The organism is Paraferrimonas sedimenticola (genome assembly GCF_002282855.1).
GTDB classification, from domain to species: domain Bacteria; phylum Pseudomonadota; class Gammaproteobacteria; order Enterobacterales; family Shewanellaceae; genus Paraferrimonas; species Paraferrimonas sedimenticola.
Genome location: NZ_NRIR01000007.1, coordinates 126,153 through 142,174, shown reverse-complemented (window position 1 = coordinate 142,174; position 16,022 = coordinate 126,153). Strand labels below are relative to the sequence as shown.

Annotated in this window: 18 protein-coding genes; 8 read left to right on the top strand and 10 right to left on the bottom strand. The window is 51.4% G+C overall.

Annotated elements, in window-relative coordinates; translation table 11 throughout:
- The first annotated feature begins 92 nt into the window (after positions 1-92).
- The gene (locus CLC93_RS13175) at positions 93-629 is read left to right on the top strand and encodes a hypothetical protein (RefSeq protein WP_095506445.1); all 537 of its coding nucleotides are present in this window, start codon (positions 93-95) and stop codon (positions 627-629) included.
- Between the two features lie 55 nt (positions 630-684).
- On the opposite strand, the gene fis is transcribed toward CLC93_RS13175, so the two are convergent.
- The 3 genes from fis to prmA all read right to left on the bottom strand — a co-directional run bounded on the left by fis (position 685) and on the right by prmA (position 3,060).
- Positions 685-987 (bottom strand): DNA-binding transcriptional regulator Fis, encoded by a 303-nt coding sequence (gene fis, locus CLC93_RS13170; protein ID WP_095506444.1) that lies wholly within the window; start codon positions 985-987, stop codon positions 685-687.
- A gap of 20 nt (positions 988-1,007) precedes the next feature.
- Positions 1,008-1,973, bottom strand: coding sequence for a tRNA dihydrouridine synthase DusB (gene dusB / locus CLC93_RS13165; RefSeq protein ID WP_095506443.1), 966 nt, complete (start codon positions 1,971-1,973; stop codon positions 1,008-1,010).
- A 202-nt stretch (positions 1,974-2,175) separates the two neighbouring features.
- Positions 2,176-3,060, bottom strand: a complete 885-nt coding sequence (gene prmA, locus CLC93_RS13160) for a 50S ribosomal protein L11 methyltransferase (RefSeq protein ID WP_095506442.1) — start codon at positions 3,058-3,060, stop codon at positions 2,176-2,178.
- Between the two features lie 245 nt (positions 3,061-3,305).
- Here prmA and CLC93_RS13155 point away from each other — a divergent pair, with 245 nt between their 5' ends.
- From CLC93_RS13155 to CLC93_RS13145, 3 genes are read left to right on the top strand one after another with little or no spacing between them, the layout of a single operon-like run.
- Complete coding sequence (locus CLC93_RS13155) at positions 3,306-4,007, top strand: fumarate reductase cytochrome b subunit (protein ID WP_095506441.1); 702 nt, start codon at positions 3,306-3,308, stop codon at positions 4,005-4,007.
- 14 nt (positions 4,008-4,021) lie between these two features.
- Positions 4,022-5,995 (top strand): fumarate reductase flavoprotein subunit, encoded by a 1,974-nt coding sequence (locus CLC93_RS13150; protein WP_095506440.1) that lies wholly within the window; start codon positions 4,022-4,024, stop codon positions 5,993-5,995.
- Entirely contained in the window at positions 5,992-6,720 is a 729-nt protein-coding gene (locus tag CLC93_RS13145) for a fumarate reductase iron-sulfur subunit (protein WP_095506439.1), read from the top strand. The genes CLC93_RS13150 and CLC93_RS13145 overlap by 4 nt, the downstream gene beginning before the upstream one ends.
- 85 nt (positions 6,721-6,805) lie before the next feature.
- Here CLC93_RS13145 and CLC93_RS13140 read toward each other — a convergent pair whose 3' ends face one another.
- The 4 genes from CLC93_RS13140 to CLC93_RS13125 are packed head-to-tail and all read right to left on the bottom strand — an operon-like array spanning position 6,806 to position 8,743.
- The gene (locus CLC93_RS13140) at positions 6,806-7,318 is read right to left on the bottom strand and encodes a GNAT family N-acetyltransferase (protein WP_095506438.1); all 513 of its coding nucleotides are present in this window, start codon (positions 7,316-7,318) and stop codon (positions 6,806-6,808) included.
- A gap of 6 nt (positions 7,319-7,324) precedes the next feature.
- Positions 7,325-7,927, bottom strand: a complete 603-nt coding sequence (locus tag CLC93_RS13135) for a DUF899 family protein (protein WP_211286873.1) — start codon at positions 7,925-7,927, stop codon at positions 7,325-7,327.
- Positions 7,928-7,949: 22 nt separating this feature from the next.
- A complete protein-coding gene (locus tag CLC93_RS13130) occupies positions 7,950-8,345 on the bottom strand; it encodes a GFA family protein (RefSeq protein WP_095506437.1) in 396 nt (131 codons plus the stop codon).
- Positions 8,346-8,365: 20 nt separating this feature from the next.
- Complete coding sequence (locus CLC93_RS13125) at positions 8,366-8,743, bottom strand: hypothetical protein (protein ID WP_095506436.1); 378 nt, start codon at positions 8,741-8,743, stop codon at positions 8,366-8,368.
- A 220-nt stretch (positions 8,744-8,963) separates the two neighbouring features.
- Here CLC93_RS13125 and CLC93_RS13120 point away from each other — a divergent pair, with 220 nt between their 5' ends.
- The gene (locus CLC93_RS13120; RefSeq protein WP_095506435.1) at positions 8,964-9,941 is read left to right on the top strand and encodes an alpha/beta fold hydrolase; all 978 of its coding nucleotides are present in this window, start codon (positions 8,964-8,966) and stop codon (positions 9,939-9,941) included.
- Here CLC93_RS13120 and CLC93_RS13115 read toward each other — a convergent pair.
- The 3 genes from CLC93_RS13115 to CLC93_RS13105 are packed head-to-tail and all read right to left on the bottom strand — an operon-like array spanning position 9,928 to position 11,578.
- Positions 9,928-10,389 carry a DUF2306 domain-containing protein gene (locus CLC93_RS13115; RefSeq protein ID WP_095506434.1) on the bottom strand — a complete coding sequence of 154 codons (462 nt, stop codon included), beginning with the start codon at positions 10,387-10,389 and terminating at the stop codon, positions 9,928-9,930. The two genes, CLC93_RS13120 and CLC93_RS13115, sit on opposite strands and share 14 nt — an antisense overlap.
- Entirely contained in the window at positions 10,389-11,087 is a 699-nt protein-coding gene (locus tag CLC93_RS13110) for an aspartate/glutamate racemase family protein (protein WP_095506433.1), read from the bottom strand. The genes CLC93_RS13115 and CLC93_RS13110 overlap by 1 nt, the downstream gene beginning before the upstream one ends.
- A gap of 5 nt (positions 11,088-11,092) precedes the next feature.
- Positions 11,093-11,578 carry a GNAT family N-acetyltransferase gene (locus CLC93_RS13105; RefSeq protein WP_095506432.1) on the bottom strand — a complete coding sequence of 162 codons (486 nt, stop codon included), beginning with the start codon at positions 11,576-11,578 and terminating at the stop codon, positions 11,093-11,095.
- Between the two features lie 344 nt (positions 11,579-11,922).
- Between CLC93_RS13105 and CLC93_RS13100 the strand changes: the two genes are divergently transcribed.
- The 3 genes from CLC93_RS13100 to fusA all read left to right on the top strand — a co-directional run bounded on the left by CLC93_RS13100 (position 11,923) and on the right by fusA (position 15,950).
- The gene (locus CLC93_RS13100; protein WP_095506431.1) at positions 11,923-12,744 is read left to right on the top strand and encodes a glycine zipper domain-containing protein; all 822 of its coding nucleotides are present in this window, start codon (positions 11,923-11,925) and stop codon (positions 12,742-12,744) included.
- A 90-nt stretch (positions 12,745-12,834) separates the two neighbouring features.
- A complete protein-coding gene (locus CLC93_RS13095) occupies positions 12,835-13,587 on the top strand; it encodes a glycine zipper family protein (protein ID WP_169903018.1) in 753 nt (250 codons plus the stop codon).
- Positions 13,588-13,865: 278 nt separating this feature from the next.
- Complete coding sequence (gene fusA, locus CLC93_RS13090) at positions 13,866-15,950, top strand: elongation factor G (protein ID WP_095506429.1); 2,085 nt, start codon at positions 13,866-13,868, stop codon at positions 15,948-15,950.
- Positions 15,951-16,022 lie beyond the last annotated feature (72 nt).

Sequence of the window (16,022 nt, the reverse complement as noted above, 5' to 3'; positions counted from 1 at the left end):
AAGTTTGTGATGCTAATCGAGAAATTTGCACTTTAGTGTCGGAGTTTGACGCAACTGTCGGACACTAGTACTCCGATAAACTGCGGAGGACTATGATGAAATTGTGCAAGCTCACCGGTGTGGCATTGGCCTGCGTTGCGATGACCGCCTGTAATGACACCATTGAAGACAATCTGGTGGTTGTTGACTCGCAACCTCGAATTTGTGCGGGAGGATTAGGTGTGACCACCATGCACATGTGTTTTGATGCGCGTTATCACGATGGCTCACCAGTGCCTTATCATTTTAAAACCGGTTTTAATGGGGTTTGGGGAGCGACAAAAACCGTCGAGGTCGAGTTTGTCGAGCATCCAACGATGCAAGATGGGCCAACGTTGGAACTGCGCTTTGTTGCACAACACTCAGTGAAGTCGGATTCCGTTGGCACTCAGTATAAATACTCATCCGTGCGCATGATTGAGAACAGCTTCTTGCGAGATGAGTCGGGCTATCAATTCCACGGTCACCTTGTGGTTTGCGAGACAGCTTCGTGTGAGTCGTTACTGTCGCTCAACAACACTCAGAGTCAGATCGATATGACATTTGAGTTGCGGGCAGACGGAGAAATCGAGCTAATTGCTTGGCAATAAAACAAAAAAAAGGGCTTACCGAAAGTAAGCCCTGAAACTAAAACCTAAACGGTTTCTAGTTCATGCCGTACTTCTTTAGCTTCTTGCGCAAAGTACCGCGGTTGATACCTAGCATGTTGGCAGCGCGGGTTTGGTTACCACGAGTGTGCTGCATGATGATGTCCAACAGAGGGGCTTCAACTTCGCAAAGAACCATTTCGTATACTTCTTGGGCTTCTTGGCCATCTAGGTTGGCAAAGTAGTTTTGTACCGCACGCTTTACAGAGTCGCGTAGCAATTGTGGCTTGATAGTGCCGTTTGCGGTTTCAATTTTACCAACAGTCAGTTGAGCTTCGTTGTGAGTAGGTTGATCAAACATGCTTAGTAATGCTCTTCAATTTAAATATTAACTTGCTCAAAGAAACGAGTAAGCGCCACTCGCTGCTCTTGAGCACTTTCCAATCGATTAAACTCCGCGCGAAACGGCTTTTGCGCATCGTCCGACAAGTACCAACCGATGTGTTTGCGTGCGAATCTCACACCCTTAAACTCACCGTAAAATTGATGCAGCTTATTGAGATGGGACAGCATAACTTGCTGCTGTTCACCGGCTGCAACTGTTGTGGTTTTGGTACCTGTGTTCAGATAGTGCAACACCTCCTGGAAAATCCAGGGGCGACCTTGAGCCGCGCGACCTATCATTAGGGCATCGGCACCCGTGTAATCCAGCACGTAACGCGCTTTCTCAGGGCTAACGATGTCTCCGTTTGCAATTACTGGAATCTCAACCGCCTGCTTAATAGCTTTAATGGTGTCGTATTCCGCATCGCCTTTGTACATGTCCTTACGAGTGCGACCGTGAACGGCCAGCGCTTGTATACCGGAGCTTTGAGCAATGCGGGCAATCTCAACACCATTGCGGTTGTCTGGATCCCAGCCAGTGCGAATCTTTAAGGTAACCGGCACCTCAACCGCAGCTACCACTGCTTCGAGGATTTGACGTACCAAGTTCGGCTCTTTTAACAGCGCCGAACCCGCCAGCTTTTTATTAACCTTTTTGGCAGGACAACCCATGTTGATGTCGATGATCTGCGCGCCATTGCTCACGTTGAACTGAGCGGCAGCCGCCATCTGTTGTGGGTCAGAACCTGCAATTTGAATCGAGCGAATGCCTTGTTCGCCACTGTGGTCCATGCGCTGTCGGCTTTTTTCGCTGTTCCAAACCTCGGGATTGGAAGACAGCATTTCCGACACAGCCATTGCGGCACCATAGTGCAAACACAGATTGCGAAACGGCTGGTCGGTGACTCCGGCCATAGGAGCCAGAATCAGCGGGTTATCTAGTTGATAATCGCCTATCCGCATACACGCCTCGCGCTTTGGCTTGCTCGTCAAAGGGGCGCTATCTTACGTCTTTTTTAGCACCGAGAAAAGATTAAAAATTAAGCTTTTTGCAAGTTTTTTGCTTGACATTTGACCAAGAACTTTTGCTCTAATCCTTTGTTAAAAACTTGCTGCTATTTGATAGAAAATCGCGTACTAACAGGGGTTAGCACGCAATAAGCCGTCAACTTTTTCGTATCCCAGTCAAGCGGCTCCAGTCTTCTTTGTGAGCTGGCTCGTCCATTTCGAACCACTGCTCGTAATAAGTTTTAAGCTCGTCAGCTTGTTCTTGCAGTAATCCGGAGAGGGCTAGCTTACCGGCAGCTTGAACGCGCTCAGCAATCAAAGGCGCCAACTCTTTTAAGGGGCCAGCGAGAATGTTGGCCACCAGGATTTCCGCTTTGAGATCGCTTGGCTGGTCATCGGGTAAGTATAAGGAAAGCTTGTTCTCTACTTTGTTGCGGCGAGCGTTCTCTCGACTCGACTCGATAGCCTGCGGGTCGATGTCGATTCCTGTGACGTGCGCGGCACCAAGCTTTAGCGCGGCAATTGCCAGAATGCCTGAGCCGCAACCAAAATCCACCACTTGCTTACCGTTAAGCTCAAGACCATCAAGCCACTCTAAGCACAAGGCTGTGGTGGGGTGGGTGCCGGTGCCAAAGGCTAAGCCTGGGTCGAGCAATACGTTTACCGCATCCGGCTCAGGGGCTTCGCGCCAGCTTGGGCAGATCCACAAACGACGACCGAACTGCATTGGGTGGAAGTTGTCCATCCATTCGCGCTCCCAGTCTTTGTCTTCCAGCGCTTCGACTTTGTGGTTGAAGTCCTTTGGCATGGTTGGCCAGAGCTTAAGTTGCTCGACCACCATATCCATGTCGGTCAGAGCGTCAAACAGGCCAATCACTATGGTTTCGCCCCAGAGACGAGTCTCGCCGGGAAGCGGCTCCAGAATTGGGTCGTCCTTGGCATCGATAAAGGTCACCGACAAGGCGCCGGTTTCGCTTAGGGCGTCGCTAATGCCTTCGGCGGTTTCGTGAGTAGCATCGATGCGAATTTGAATCCAAGCCATGAGATTGATCTGCCTTAAAAATTTGGGGGCGTCATTGTAAACCAATTTTAGTTGAATGCGAGTGCTACGACTTGAGTGATAGGAAACTTTTGTCTGCGTGATCTATCGCACACTAGACGGACAGACCAGTCGCAAACTTGGCAAAACTTTGACTTACATTCGAGTTTTGATCCAAGTGGGTGAATTATTATTTTTCGTTACTTGCTAAATAATTAACGTGCGGTAACCCCAAAGGGTTAAAAACCATGACTAAACTCAAGTCTCCACTGACTTCTGTCCACGCTCGCCTCGATGGTCTACAAGGCCTCACTGGTGCCATTTTGGCACTTTTCCTGCTGGTTCATATTCATTTTGAATCGACCATTTTGCTAGGTAAAGAAGCCTTTTTTCAGGTGGTTCAGATGCTTGAGGGAGGCTGGTTCACCCACGATGGCATGGGCGAACCTTTTGTCACTCGCGTCTTTAGCTTATTCCTATTATCTGTGCTGGTGTTGCACGCGTTTGCGGCGCTACGCCGCTTTCCGACTCACTATCGTCAGTGGCGCGCTTTGCGGCAGCACATGGGCGTGGTGCAGCATCAAGACACCAAGTTGTGGTTCTGGCAACTGATCACCGGCTTTAGCCTGTTCTTCGTGGTGCCGGTGCACCTGTTCACCATGATGCTCAACCCCGAGATAGGGCCGCACTTCTCGGCCGCTCGCGTAGTGCACGAATCGGCCTGGTTGTTGTATGCCATCTTGCTACCGGCTGTGGTGTTTCACGCCGTGATTGGCATGTACCGCTTGTGCATTAAGTGGGGTGGATTTAACGCTCGCGCAGGTGCTCGCAAATTAGCTTTCATTTTGTTGGTTTACCTGTTGGTGATGGGGATTTTTAGCCTGTTGACCTATGTGAACATCGGCATGGATTTACCCTTGGATTTTGAGCCTTACGGCGGACACCACTAGCGGGAGTTGTTGGAATGAAAATTATCTATACCGATGCGCTGGTGATTGGCGCGGGACTAGCCGGTTTACGAGTGGCGATTGCTTGTAAAGAGCGCGGGCTGGACACCTTAGTTCTGTCTTTGATTCCTGCCAAACGCTCGCACAGCGCGGCGGCGCAAGGGGGCATGCAAGCCAGTTTGGGCAACGCGCTCAAAGGCTCTGGTGATAACGAAGATGTCCATTTTCACGACACAGTGAAAGGCTCTGACTGGGGTTGCGATCAAAACGTGGCACGCATGTTTGCCCACACCGCACCTAAGGCGGTTCGCGAGCTAGCCAACTGGGGTGTGCCTTGGACGCGAGTAAAGGCCGGCCCTCGTCAGGTGGTGGTTAACGCCGAAAAGGTAACTCTCGAGGAAGCCGAGAAAGCCCACGGTCTGATCAATGCCCGTGACTTTGGCGGCACCAAAAAGTGGCGTACCTGCTACACCGCTGATGGCACAGGCCACTCGCTGTTGTATGCAGTGGACAACAAGGCCATCTCGCTAGGCGTACCTGTGGTTGAGCGAGTGGAAGCTCTGGCCTTAATTCAAGATGGTGTGCGTTGCCAAGGGGCGATCGTGCGCGATTTGGTGACTGGTGAGATTCAGGCATACGTTGCTAAAACCACCACTATTGCTACCGGTGGTTACGGTCGACTGTACTCTGTGTCAACCAACGCCATTATCTGCGAAGGGATTGGAGCGGCCTTAGCACTGGATACCGGCAAAGCCACTTTGGGCAACATGGAAGCGGTGCAATTTCACCCCACTGCGATCGTACCCGTGGGTATCTTGACCACCGAAGGTTGTCGTGGTGACGGTGGACTGCTTCGCGATAAAGATGGCCATCGCTTCATGCCGGACTATGAGCCGGAGAAAAAAGAACTGGCTTCGCGCGATGTGGTATCTCGTCGAATGACAGAACACATGCGCAAAGGCAAAGGGGTGGATAGCCCTTATGGTCCGCATTTGTGGCTCGACATTACCCTGCTAGGTAAAGAGCACATAGACAAAAACCTGCGCGAAGTGAAAGAGATTTGTCAGGACTTTTTGGGCATCGACCCAGCTAAAGATTGGATTCCGGTGCGCCCGACTCAGCACTACTCCATGGGTGGTGTGCGCACCAACGAGCGCGGTGAAAGCCCTCAGCTAAAAGGCTTATTTGCCGTTGGGGAGGCCGCCTGTTGGGATATGCACGGCTTCAACCGTTTGGGCGGTAACAGTCTAGCGGAAACCGTGGTGGCGGGCATGATTGTCGGCGAGTACGTGGCGGATTTCTGCGAGCAAAATCCACTGGCCATTGATACTGGACTGATTGAGTCGCAAGCCTCAAAGCTGACCTCGGAAATCGATACTCTGCTTGCGAATCTGGGTGGCGAAAACGTCTATCAGCTCAAAACCGCCATGCAAGAAATCATGATGGATTACGTAGGGATTTTCCGCAATGGCACTGAACTTGAAAAAGCGGTGTCTGAGTTGTCACAGTTACTGGCACGCAGCGCCAATATCTCACTGACTTGCAAGAATCGCCATGCCAACCCAGAGCTTGTCGAAGCGCTACGCCTACCGCGCATGCTGCGCGTGGCACTTACCGTGGCGGCGGGCGCTTTGGCGCGTACCGAGTCCCGTGGCGCTCACGCTCGTGAAGATTACCCTAAGCGCGATGATGCCAATTGGCTGAATCGCACCCTGGCCAGCTGGCCGGATGCTAGTGCGCTAAAGCCAAGTCTGAGTTACGAAGCGCTGGATGTGATGAAAATGGAACTGCCACCAGGCTATCGCGGTTACGGTGATGACAATGCCGTTGCTCATCCGGACACTCAAGCTCGACTCGAACAAATTGAAACTCTGACCGCCAAGATGGGCGAGGGCGTGGACCGCCACGTGCTGCAACAGGCACTAATGCCATTTGAGTTGCCTGAGAAATTTACCCAGAAAAACCAGCGATTGGAGGAGCAGGACGCATGAGCCAGCCTCGTACCCTAACCTTTAGCATCTTCCGTCACGACCCGCGCGACCCGAATTCTGAGCCGCGCACCGAAGAGTATCAAATCGAAGAAGCGCCGGGGATGACAGTGTTTATCGCCCTGAACCTAATTCGCGAGAATCAAGACCCATCGCTGCAGTTTGATTTTGTCTGTCGCGCCGGGATTTGCGGCAGCTGCGCCATGGTGATCAACGGTGTGCCGACGTTAGCTTGTCGCACCCTGACCTCTAAGTTCGCCGACGGCAAAATTCATTTATTCCCATTGCCTGGCTTTGAGCTGATTGGCGACTTGTCGGTGAATACCGGTAAGTTTATGCGCCAGTTGTCTGAGCGTTTGCAGCTTTGGCTACAGCCGCAAAACCCTGACCACAACATTCACTCTCTTGAGCAGCCCATGGAACCCGAGTTGGCCGATGAGCTTTACGAGCTTGAGCGTTGTATTGAGTGCGGTTGCTGTGTATCCGCTTGTGCCACCAAACAAATGCAAGACAGCTTTGTCGGTGCTGTGGGCATGATGAAGCTAGCACGCTTTGCCAAGGATTCCCGCGATGGTCGCGACGACAGTGATTTTTATCACCTAGTGGGCAATCAAGATGGCGTGTTTGGCTGTATGACCCTACTCGGTTGCCAAGACACCTGCCCAAAGCAGCTGCCACACCAAACACAAATCGCCTATTTGCGTCGCCGCATGGCCCGCATCATCTAAACATCTGTGGATAACCTCCCCCGTTTTCGGGGGAGGGGACAGTCCCCTGTGGGTAGCTTTGTTAAATCTGGGGGTAACTTTTAAGTTATTCGTAGCGATTTACGTTGAAGCCGTAGCGGTGGTAAGTGTCCACTAGGGTGAGTCCGATCTTGGTGAGGATCTTATTGGAGGCAATGTTCTCCACCACGGCTTCGGCCATGATGTTGGTCAGCCCTAACTCATCGCGGGCGTAGTCCATGGCGGCCTGCGCGGCTTCATAGGCCAGCCCTTGGCCCCAGTACTCTGGCAGCATGCGATAGCCGATATCCGGACGACCTTCGTCTTCAAGATACTTGACCCCGCAAAACCCTATCACCTTATTATCGCCCTTGTGGACTAGGGCGTAACGGGCATAACCGTAGCGACGGTACTCTTCTTCCCATAGCTCAGTGATCAGGTTCATCGCGTCTTGGCGAGTTTTTACCACGCCGGCGTCACCTGTGTAGCGCGTAACTTCATCGTGAGTGGAAAACTCAAACACATCGTCCACGTCAGCGATGCAAAAGTGGCGCATTTGCAAACGTGGGGTGTCTATCAGTACGGGCGGGGTCTTTGGCATTTTTTGTTATTCCAATACGTTCTCGCCGCCGTCTTCCAGTTGTTTTGGCTTAAGCCAGTAATTGAATTGCGGCGTCCATTCGGCTTCTCCAATACCTGCCAAGCCTAACAAGGGCCATGCTGCACAGTAAAGGTCGCCTGGGCCAAAGGCACACACATTGGTGCGAACAATTTTGTCGCCTTTGCGCTCGTACACCACAGCGCCGGGCATATTGTCGTAGCCGTGCTGAGCCACTTGTTCTTTCATGTATGCGCCACCACCGTGAGAAGCTAGGCGAAACTTCCAACCGCGACTGGCGGCAAAAGTTCGCATGGTTTGCGGATCATTTTTCGATACCAACACCACGGATAAGGCCGATTCCAGGTGGGCTAACAAACCATTGATGCCATCACCCCACAAAGTGCAGTAGCGACAGCCTTGCCCCATGTTGTGGATCATCAACAACTTATCTTGATTGCCAAATAGCTCAGAAAGCATGACTTTGCCTTCAAGGGTTTCGAACTCGTAATCGGCAACCGGCTCGCCTTCAACCGCTTTGCGCAGTTGATTGAGCTCGGTGACTTTGTTAAATATCTCTTGTTCCAGTTCGGCGATTTGCTCAATAGACACGTCAGCCTCCTTGTGTGCTGAGTTATTCCAGGCGCTCGATGCTGGGGTCTAGGGTCAACCAGCAGTGAGCGCGATTTTGGTAGATGGATAACTGAGGCGAGGGGAATTGTGGGTCGGCAAATGCCCCCACCGGAACCCCCATAAAACCCTCGAGTCCTTGCAGGTAATAGTAGACGGTTGCACCGCAATCGGGGCAAAAGTGAAACTCGGCCCATTGACCGCTATCTCCCTGACGACGATAGCTTTTACTCTCTCCCTTGAGAGAGATAACCCGGCTGTCAAAGCGAGCTTGTATCCCGAAAGCCGAGCCGGTGCGCCGTTGGCACGCGGTGCAGTGACACACGGACACTCGAACCGGCTCATCGCTGGCGCTCAGTTGCAGTTGGCCGCAGCTGCAAGCGGCAGTTCTAGAGTTCATTGTTTTCCTTCAAAACTCAGTTAAAGGTGAATTGGCACACTAGCCAGCCAAATCCCAACTACACAGGCAATCAAGCCCATGGAGCGTTTGACTACGCCATTGAGGCCGCTGGCCCAGCCAATCAAACGTTGAAAATTGTGCCGGCCCATCAGCAGTAATATCAGTGCGGCGAGCAAAGTTAACCAGCCTAAGAAAGTAAACGCGCCGGGATAGTCAGAGTGGGGCGCAACCAGCACTAGCGCGCCACCTAAGGCAACGCGGCCTAGCACGGCTATCCAGTGTAACGTTCGACTGTGCTGATATTTGATAAGAGTGGTGGTTAGGTAGTCGGGACTCACCAGCAAGCTCAAGCCTGCGATGATCAGAAACAAGGCGAATAAATGAATGACCCAGCTCATACCAGCCTCCTTGGCTCAGAATTCGCAGCGGTCTTGTTACTCTAGCTCAAACTCGGGCTTTGGTCAGCTAAGATCAACTCATAGGAAATGTTTTTAGATGGTTAATAGTCAAATAATTTCAGTCACTTGACTGCTAATTGAGTGAATCTGTAATCTCGGAAAGGCGCTTGCGCTTCTAGCGCTTATTGACCTATTGCAGTTTTATCGAAAGGAATCGGTAATGAAGTGTCTCTCCAGATTTTTTGTTCTCCTGCTGTGCCTTAGCTGTGGTGGCTGTGCCACATTAATTGCTCATACCATCAACCCTGACTCGAGCGGTTCCGAAATTGTCGACCGCGAGCATATCAAGAACTTGGGTTACGAAACTCACCAATACTGCGATAGTCAGCAAACCTGCATAGCGTATCTATTAGCGGGTGAGCGGCTTAGTGCGGAATCGTTGAAGCTGAAGTTCGATTGGGACTTGGGCAGAAATAACGAAATACTGTTTTTGGCAGTCCAAAGGCCGGAGGAGTTTAGTCCCTTAAAAGGCACTGTGGTGTTACTGCATGGCTTCAATATGGATGCCAGCTCCATGTTTTGGGATGCCACCTTTTATCGTTATTTGGGTTTTCAAGTGATCATTCCCGATTTACTCGGGCATGGAAATAGTCCATCCCAATATCCAGGATTTGGTGTCCACGATGCGCCGCTGCTAGCACAAATCATTGAAAAGCATGCCGTTGAAGGACCTGTGTGGTTACACGGGAATTCTATGGGAGCTGTAGTGGCACTGCACACAGTGCAGCACTATCCCAAAACCGCTGGGCTGGTGCTTAACGCGCCGATGTTGCGGTTTGACAAGGCCGTGGTGAATTTCGTGGAGCGCTATGGCCCGAGTTATGCCCGTTGGCTCTCGCAAGAAACGATAGCCGAAGGGGCTCAGTTATTAACGGCTAAGGCAGGGGTTCCGATTGAGCAAACCGCCGCTGATGAGTTGTTAACCAAGGTACCAATTCCGAGCTTGGTTTTTGCCAGTGCCAAAGACAAAGTGTCGCCTTTGGACGCTTTTGAATCGGTCGACAATTCACTTGTGGAGTTAGTGCAGGTGCAGCGCTTAACTCACATGGGAATGGCAACCATCGACAGCCAGCAGGCGCGAACCCTCGAGGCCTTTATCCGTCAGCATCAACAAACCAGGCTGGTTAGCGCGAACTAAAGCGGCTTATCAACTGAGGTTTGTAGTTCCGAATCAGCCAGGCGCCAATGGCGATGACTAAGCTCGATGAAATAAACACCGACCAGCCGAAATTCCAGCCTGGCACGCGAGAGGCGATTTCGGCGGCGGTAGCCGCCATTAAGCCAACATAACTCCACAGCATTAACAGCCCATGGGCAATCGGCCAGCCTTTGGGCTTTTGCCACACCTGCCACCACGCCGCCACAACAGTGATAAAGCTGACCAAAGCGGCGAGGTGAAAAAAGTTAACGCTTCCGGTAAGCCGGTATAGTGCCAGGGCGGTGAGATTAAGGGCGAGCATACTGCCGGCGTAGACTCGACCAATCCAAATGTGCTTAGTGGTTCCTTTGGGAAGTGATAGTACCAGTAGTCCACTGATGATCGAGAACAGACCGCAGACAATGTGCATCTTGGCCAATAGCGGCATTAGTCGCTCGCTAGCGCGAATTCGACCGCCGCTTTGGCGTGAATTTCTGTGGTGTCGTAGAGAGGCAAATCGCAGTCTTGAGGTTTTAGCAGCAGGCCGATTTCAGTGCACCCAAGAATGACCGCTTGGCACCCTTGCTCCGCCAGATCGGCGACAATTGCTTGATAGCTCTGTCGAGAGCTGTCTTTGATCTCCCCAAGGCAGAGCTCATCGTATATCACGCGATTCACCTCATTGATGCCATCGGCGTTGGGGATGCGCACCTCCAGTCCAAACCTTTCTGTCAATCGCCCTTTGTAGAAGTCCTGCTCCATAGTGTAGCGAGTGCCCAGTAACCCCACTCGCGTCACGCCATCGTCAATAAGGGTGCGACCGGTAGCATCAGCGATGTGCAACAGCTGCAAGTCACATTGGGCCTCAATAGCGTCAGCCACCTTGTGCATGGTGTTGGTGGCAATTAGCAGAGCATCGGCGCCGGCTTTTTGTAGACCTAGGCCCGCCTTAGCCAACATCTCGCCCGCTTGTGCCCAATCGCCACTGGCTTGAAGCGCTTCTATCTCGGCAAAATCCACGCTGTGCAGCAAGATTTTGGCTGAGTGCAGCCCGCCCAACCGCTGTTTGATGCCGCGATTAATAAGGGCGTAGTAGTGGGCGGTGGACTCCCAACTCATGCCTCCGAGAATACCCAGGGTTTTCATTGCCTTTACTCACTTGCCGGCAGGTACTTTTCCATTTGCCAGTTGACCAGTTCTTGTCCGTCTTTCAACGTACGTAACTGCTTGAGTCGAGTAAAGCCCTGACGAGTAAAGAAAGGTTCGGCAAAGCGCGACGCGTTCACAGTGAGTCGTGTTAAGCCTAAGGCTTGGGCATTTTGCTCCAAGGTTTGATAAAGCTGAGAGGCGATGCCCTGGCGTTGATACTGAGAGTGGGTATAGCTCCATTCAATGTGGCCGTTCTCGGCGAGGGTCATAAAACCCACAATGCGACTGCCCATGACCGCGACTAAGGGCGGGGTTTGGTCCAGCCTCTGCTGCCAGTGTTCGTAATTAATGGGTAAGGGAGCCCAGGCATTCACCTGTGCTTGGTTGTAATACTGGTGACCGACACTGTGAATGGTCTGGTAAAAAATCTCAGTAAGCTGTTTCGCGTCTTGGCGACGATAGGGACGGATTTGTAAGGGTGTACTCATAAACCACTGCCTTGGTGTTCAATGTTACCACTCTAGTTACCTTCAGCTTTGTCGACAATTAGCGGTTTGTCTAGCAGTTAAGCCGTTGAAAGCGTAGAGAACTTCTCAGGTTCTAAGATTAACAGCGACTGTTGGGAATCGACGTAGTGGTCGATTAACGCAACAAATCGGTCGATGCAGCGGAGATTTGTGTTTGTTTACTGAAGCCTTTTAAGCTGCAAAATTGGTCCCCTTAAGTAAAAGCAATAAGCTTTTGCTAAAGCATGAAGGAATCTATTGTTTTTTCTGAGGTCATAACTAACGCCAGCACAAGGAAATTATAAGTAGTATCAAGGAGTTCAGATATGACCGTTAAGCCGATTATCACCGCACTTGCCCTCTTTACCACCCTATCTACCACATTAGTCCTCAGCGGTTGCACCTCTACCTCTGCCACCAACTCGGCCACTGCGCAAGGTGCTGTAACCGGCATGGCGACTGGCGCCGTGGCAGGTCTTCTGCTCGGCGCGATTGGCGGTGAACCGGAGAAAGGCATGCTTGCTGGTGCCACCCTAGGCGCTATCGAAGGCGGCCAAGTGGGCTATGCCCAGGAAAAGGCCGACCAACGCAATCGCGAACTCGCCCAGGCCATCAGTGGTCATCAGGGTTATACCAGCGAGGCCATGCACGCCTTTCACCTGCAGCAAAAAGCCCAACTAGCTCGCGAGCAATTAGACCGTTTTGTCGGCAATTGGCAACTGACCGGCTGGATGGCCGGCGCTGATGGCCAGCAGCTTGAGGTACAAGGCTCAGTTCTGGGAGAGCGCTCGGTGGCAGAAACGGTGCAACTTACTTACCCAGCACTCAAAGTTGAGAGTCAAACTGAGTCCCTTTGGGGGCAATCGCTGATGGGTTACACGGTGGAGAAAGGCTATTCTGTGGTCACCCGCTTTGCTAATCAGCAGGCCATGGCTCGAGCTGGTGATGGCGATTATGATGCCGCTCAGCGCCAGTTTCGCTTCAGTGGCAAAGATTATCGAGTCACGGTTACCTTTGAAAACCCGGATGTGTTCACCTGGCAAACCGAGCGTTTGGGCGGAAAACAGCAGTCTCAGGTGATCGAGTCCTATCGTCTTACTAAGGACTATTCTCAAGCAAACACATCCACTCAAAATTCAGTGGAGTGAAGCCTGCTAACTCTTATGTAAGTCGCTGAACTGAAACAAGAGTTTATGCCTATACTTAATGGCCCTAACGATCAATTAAGGGCCATTAACATGCTCAAACCCCTCACTGTAATCAGCTGCGCGCTGGTGTTTGTCATCGGCTGCGAGAGTAATTCGCGAACCGCGCAGGGCGCCGCCACCGGTGCGGTAACCGGCGCGGTGGCCGGACTCATCTTAGGCGCGCTCTCGGGGCGACCCGAGCGCGGGCTGGTGGCGGGCGCCACCATTGGAGCTGTAAAAGGCGGTGTGGTTGGCTTTGAGCAAGAGCAAGAGGATAAGCGCACACAGCAGCTGGCCACGGCTATCAATCAATCGAATAACCAAGGTGAGCAGGCCGCAACCAATCCAGCTTCTCAGCAAGCCGTTGAGCAAATGGACCGTTTCATTGGTCAGTGGAGTCTCAATGGTTGGGTTGTCGACGAGCAAGGGAAAAAGCTCAAAGTGACCGGCGAGCTTACCGGCAGCAGCTCGGTGGCCAACACCATTCAACTCAGTTACCCCAGCATCAAAGTGGAATCTTATCAGGAGCCGTTATCCGGTCAATCCATGATGGGCTACTCGACGGATCAGGGCTACAGCGTGGTCACCAGCTTCACCGGACAAGAGCAAATGCGCACCGACGGTGGCCGCTTTGACGCCGGAAATCGTCAGTTTGTGTTCGAGGATGGCGAATTTCGCGTGTTGGTCACCTTTGAGAGCCCTGATGTGATGCTGTGGCAAACCTATCAGGGCAAAGCTGGTGCGTCTGAGGTGGAATTGGAGTCTTATCGAATGACCAAAGTCTACGGCCAAAACCCGAGTTAAGCGCTTGGATCTCATGGCGATCTTTGCGATCAAAGCGGAAAAATCGACCTTTACTTATCCAAACTGCTGCTAAAATTAGGTGGCTCAGTGGCGACTTTGCTGAGCTTGTAACTTGGCTGTAACCTGCGCTACACGGTACTTTTGTGGCAAACCAATACCCATTTTGGGTCACGTTTTGCCACTTTTGCTCAGGCTTTTTTCTAAGAAGCTATAAAAGCAGCAAATAAACCAGTATACTTACGCCGCAATTTTTGAACCTGACAATGTAGATTGATCTAATGACTGACTTATCTAAATACAGAAATATCGGTATTTTCGCGCACGTTGATGCGGGTAAAACTACCACTACTGAGCGTATCCTTAAGCTGACCGGTAAGATTCACAAGACCGGTGAAGTACACGACGGTGAGTCAACTACCGACTTCATGGAGCAGGAAGCTGAGCGTGGTATTACCATTCAGTCAGCTGCGACTACCTGTTTCTGGAACGACCACCGCATGAACATCATCGATACTCCAGGACACGTTGACTTCACCGTTGAAGTTTACCGTTCTCTGAAAGTACTAGATGGTGGTGTAGGTGTATTCTGTGGTTCTGGCGGTGTTGAGCCTCAATCAGAAACCAACTGGCGTTACGCTAACGAATCAGAAGTTGCCCGTTTGATCTTCGTAAACAAGCTGGACCGTATGGGTGCAGACTTCTACCGCGTTGTTGATCAGGTTAAGAACGTATTGGGTGCTAACCCACTAGTTATGACCCTGCCAATCGGTATCGAAGACGACTTCGTAGGTGTTGTAGACGTACTGTCGCAAAAAGCCTACGTATGGGACGACTCTGGCCTGCCAGAAAACTTCGAAATTCAAGACATTCCAGCGGACATGGTAGAAAAAGCTGCCGAGTACCGCGAAGCTCTGATCGAGTCTGCCGTTGAAATGGACGACGATTTGATGATGGCTTACATGGACGGCGAAGAGCCTTCAGAAGAAGACATCAAGCGTTGTATCCGTGAAGGTACTCGTACCATGCACTTCTTCCCAACTTACTGTGGTTCTGCGTTTAAGAACAAAGGTGTTCAGTTGGTACTAGATGCGGTAATCGATTACCTGCCTAGCCCAACCGAAGTTGACCCACAGCCACTGACCGACGAAGAAGGTAAAGAAACTGGCGAGCACGCCATCGTTTCTGCTGATGAGCCACTACGTGCCTTGGCATTTAAGATTATGGACGACCGTTTCGGCGCCCTGACCTTTATCCGCATCTACTCAGGTGTTATGGAGAAAGGTATGACCGTTCTTAACTCTTACACTGGTAAGACTGAGCGTATCGGCCGTATGGTTGAGATGCACGCTGATGAGCGTACCGAGCTAACTCGCGCGCAAGCTGGTGACATCATCGCTGTTGTTGGTATGAAGAACGTACAAACCGGTCACACTCTGTGTGCTACCGATGCACCTTGTACTCTTGAGCCAATGATATTCCCAGAGCCAGTAATCTCTATCGCCGTTGCTCCTAAGGACAAAGGTTCTGTAGAGAAGATGGGTATCGCTATCGGTAAGATGGTTGCAGAAGATCCATCGTTCGTTGTTGAAACCGACGAAGATTCAGGCGAAACCATCCTTAAAGGTATGGGTGAACTTCACCTAGACATTAAAGTAGACATTCTGAAGCGTACCTACGGCGTTGAGCTAGTAGTTGGTAAGCCTCAGGTAGCCTACCGTGAAACCATCACTCAAGCCGTTGAAGACAGCTACACTCACAAGAAGCAGTCTGGTGGTTCTGGTCAGTTCGGTAAGATCGACTACCGCATCAAGCCAGGCGAGCAAGGATCAGGCTTTGCCTTCAGCTCTTCAGTTGTTGGTGGTAACGTTCCTAAGGAATTCTGGCCTGCAGTTGAGAAAGGCTTTAAGTCTATGATGGAAAACGGTGTTCTAGCCGGCTTCCCTGTACTAGACGTTGAAGTTGAACTTTACGACGGTGCTTTCCACGCAGTTGACTCGTCAGCTATCGCGTTTGAAATCGCTGCTAAAGGTGCATTCCGTCAATCAATTCCAAAGGCTGGCGCACAGCTGCTTGAGCCTATCATGAAGGTTGACGTATTCACTCCTGAAGACCACGTTGGTGACGTAATCGGTGACTTGAACCGTCGTCGCGGCATGATCTCTGGTCAAGAAGCTGGCGCTACCGGCGTTCGCATCAAGGGTGACGTACCTCTATCTGAAATGTTTGGCTACATCGGCCACCTGCGTACTATGACCTCTGGTCGTGGTCAGTTCTCTATGGAGTTCAGCCACTACGCACCGTGTCCTGCCAACGTTGCAGAGCAAGTTATTGCTGCTGAGAAAGAGAAGCAAGCTGCTAAGTAAGCTGATTCTTTCCTAAAAAAACGCCGCTTTATAGCGGCGTTTTTTTGTGGCTGTGGTTTGGCACTGTCATTA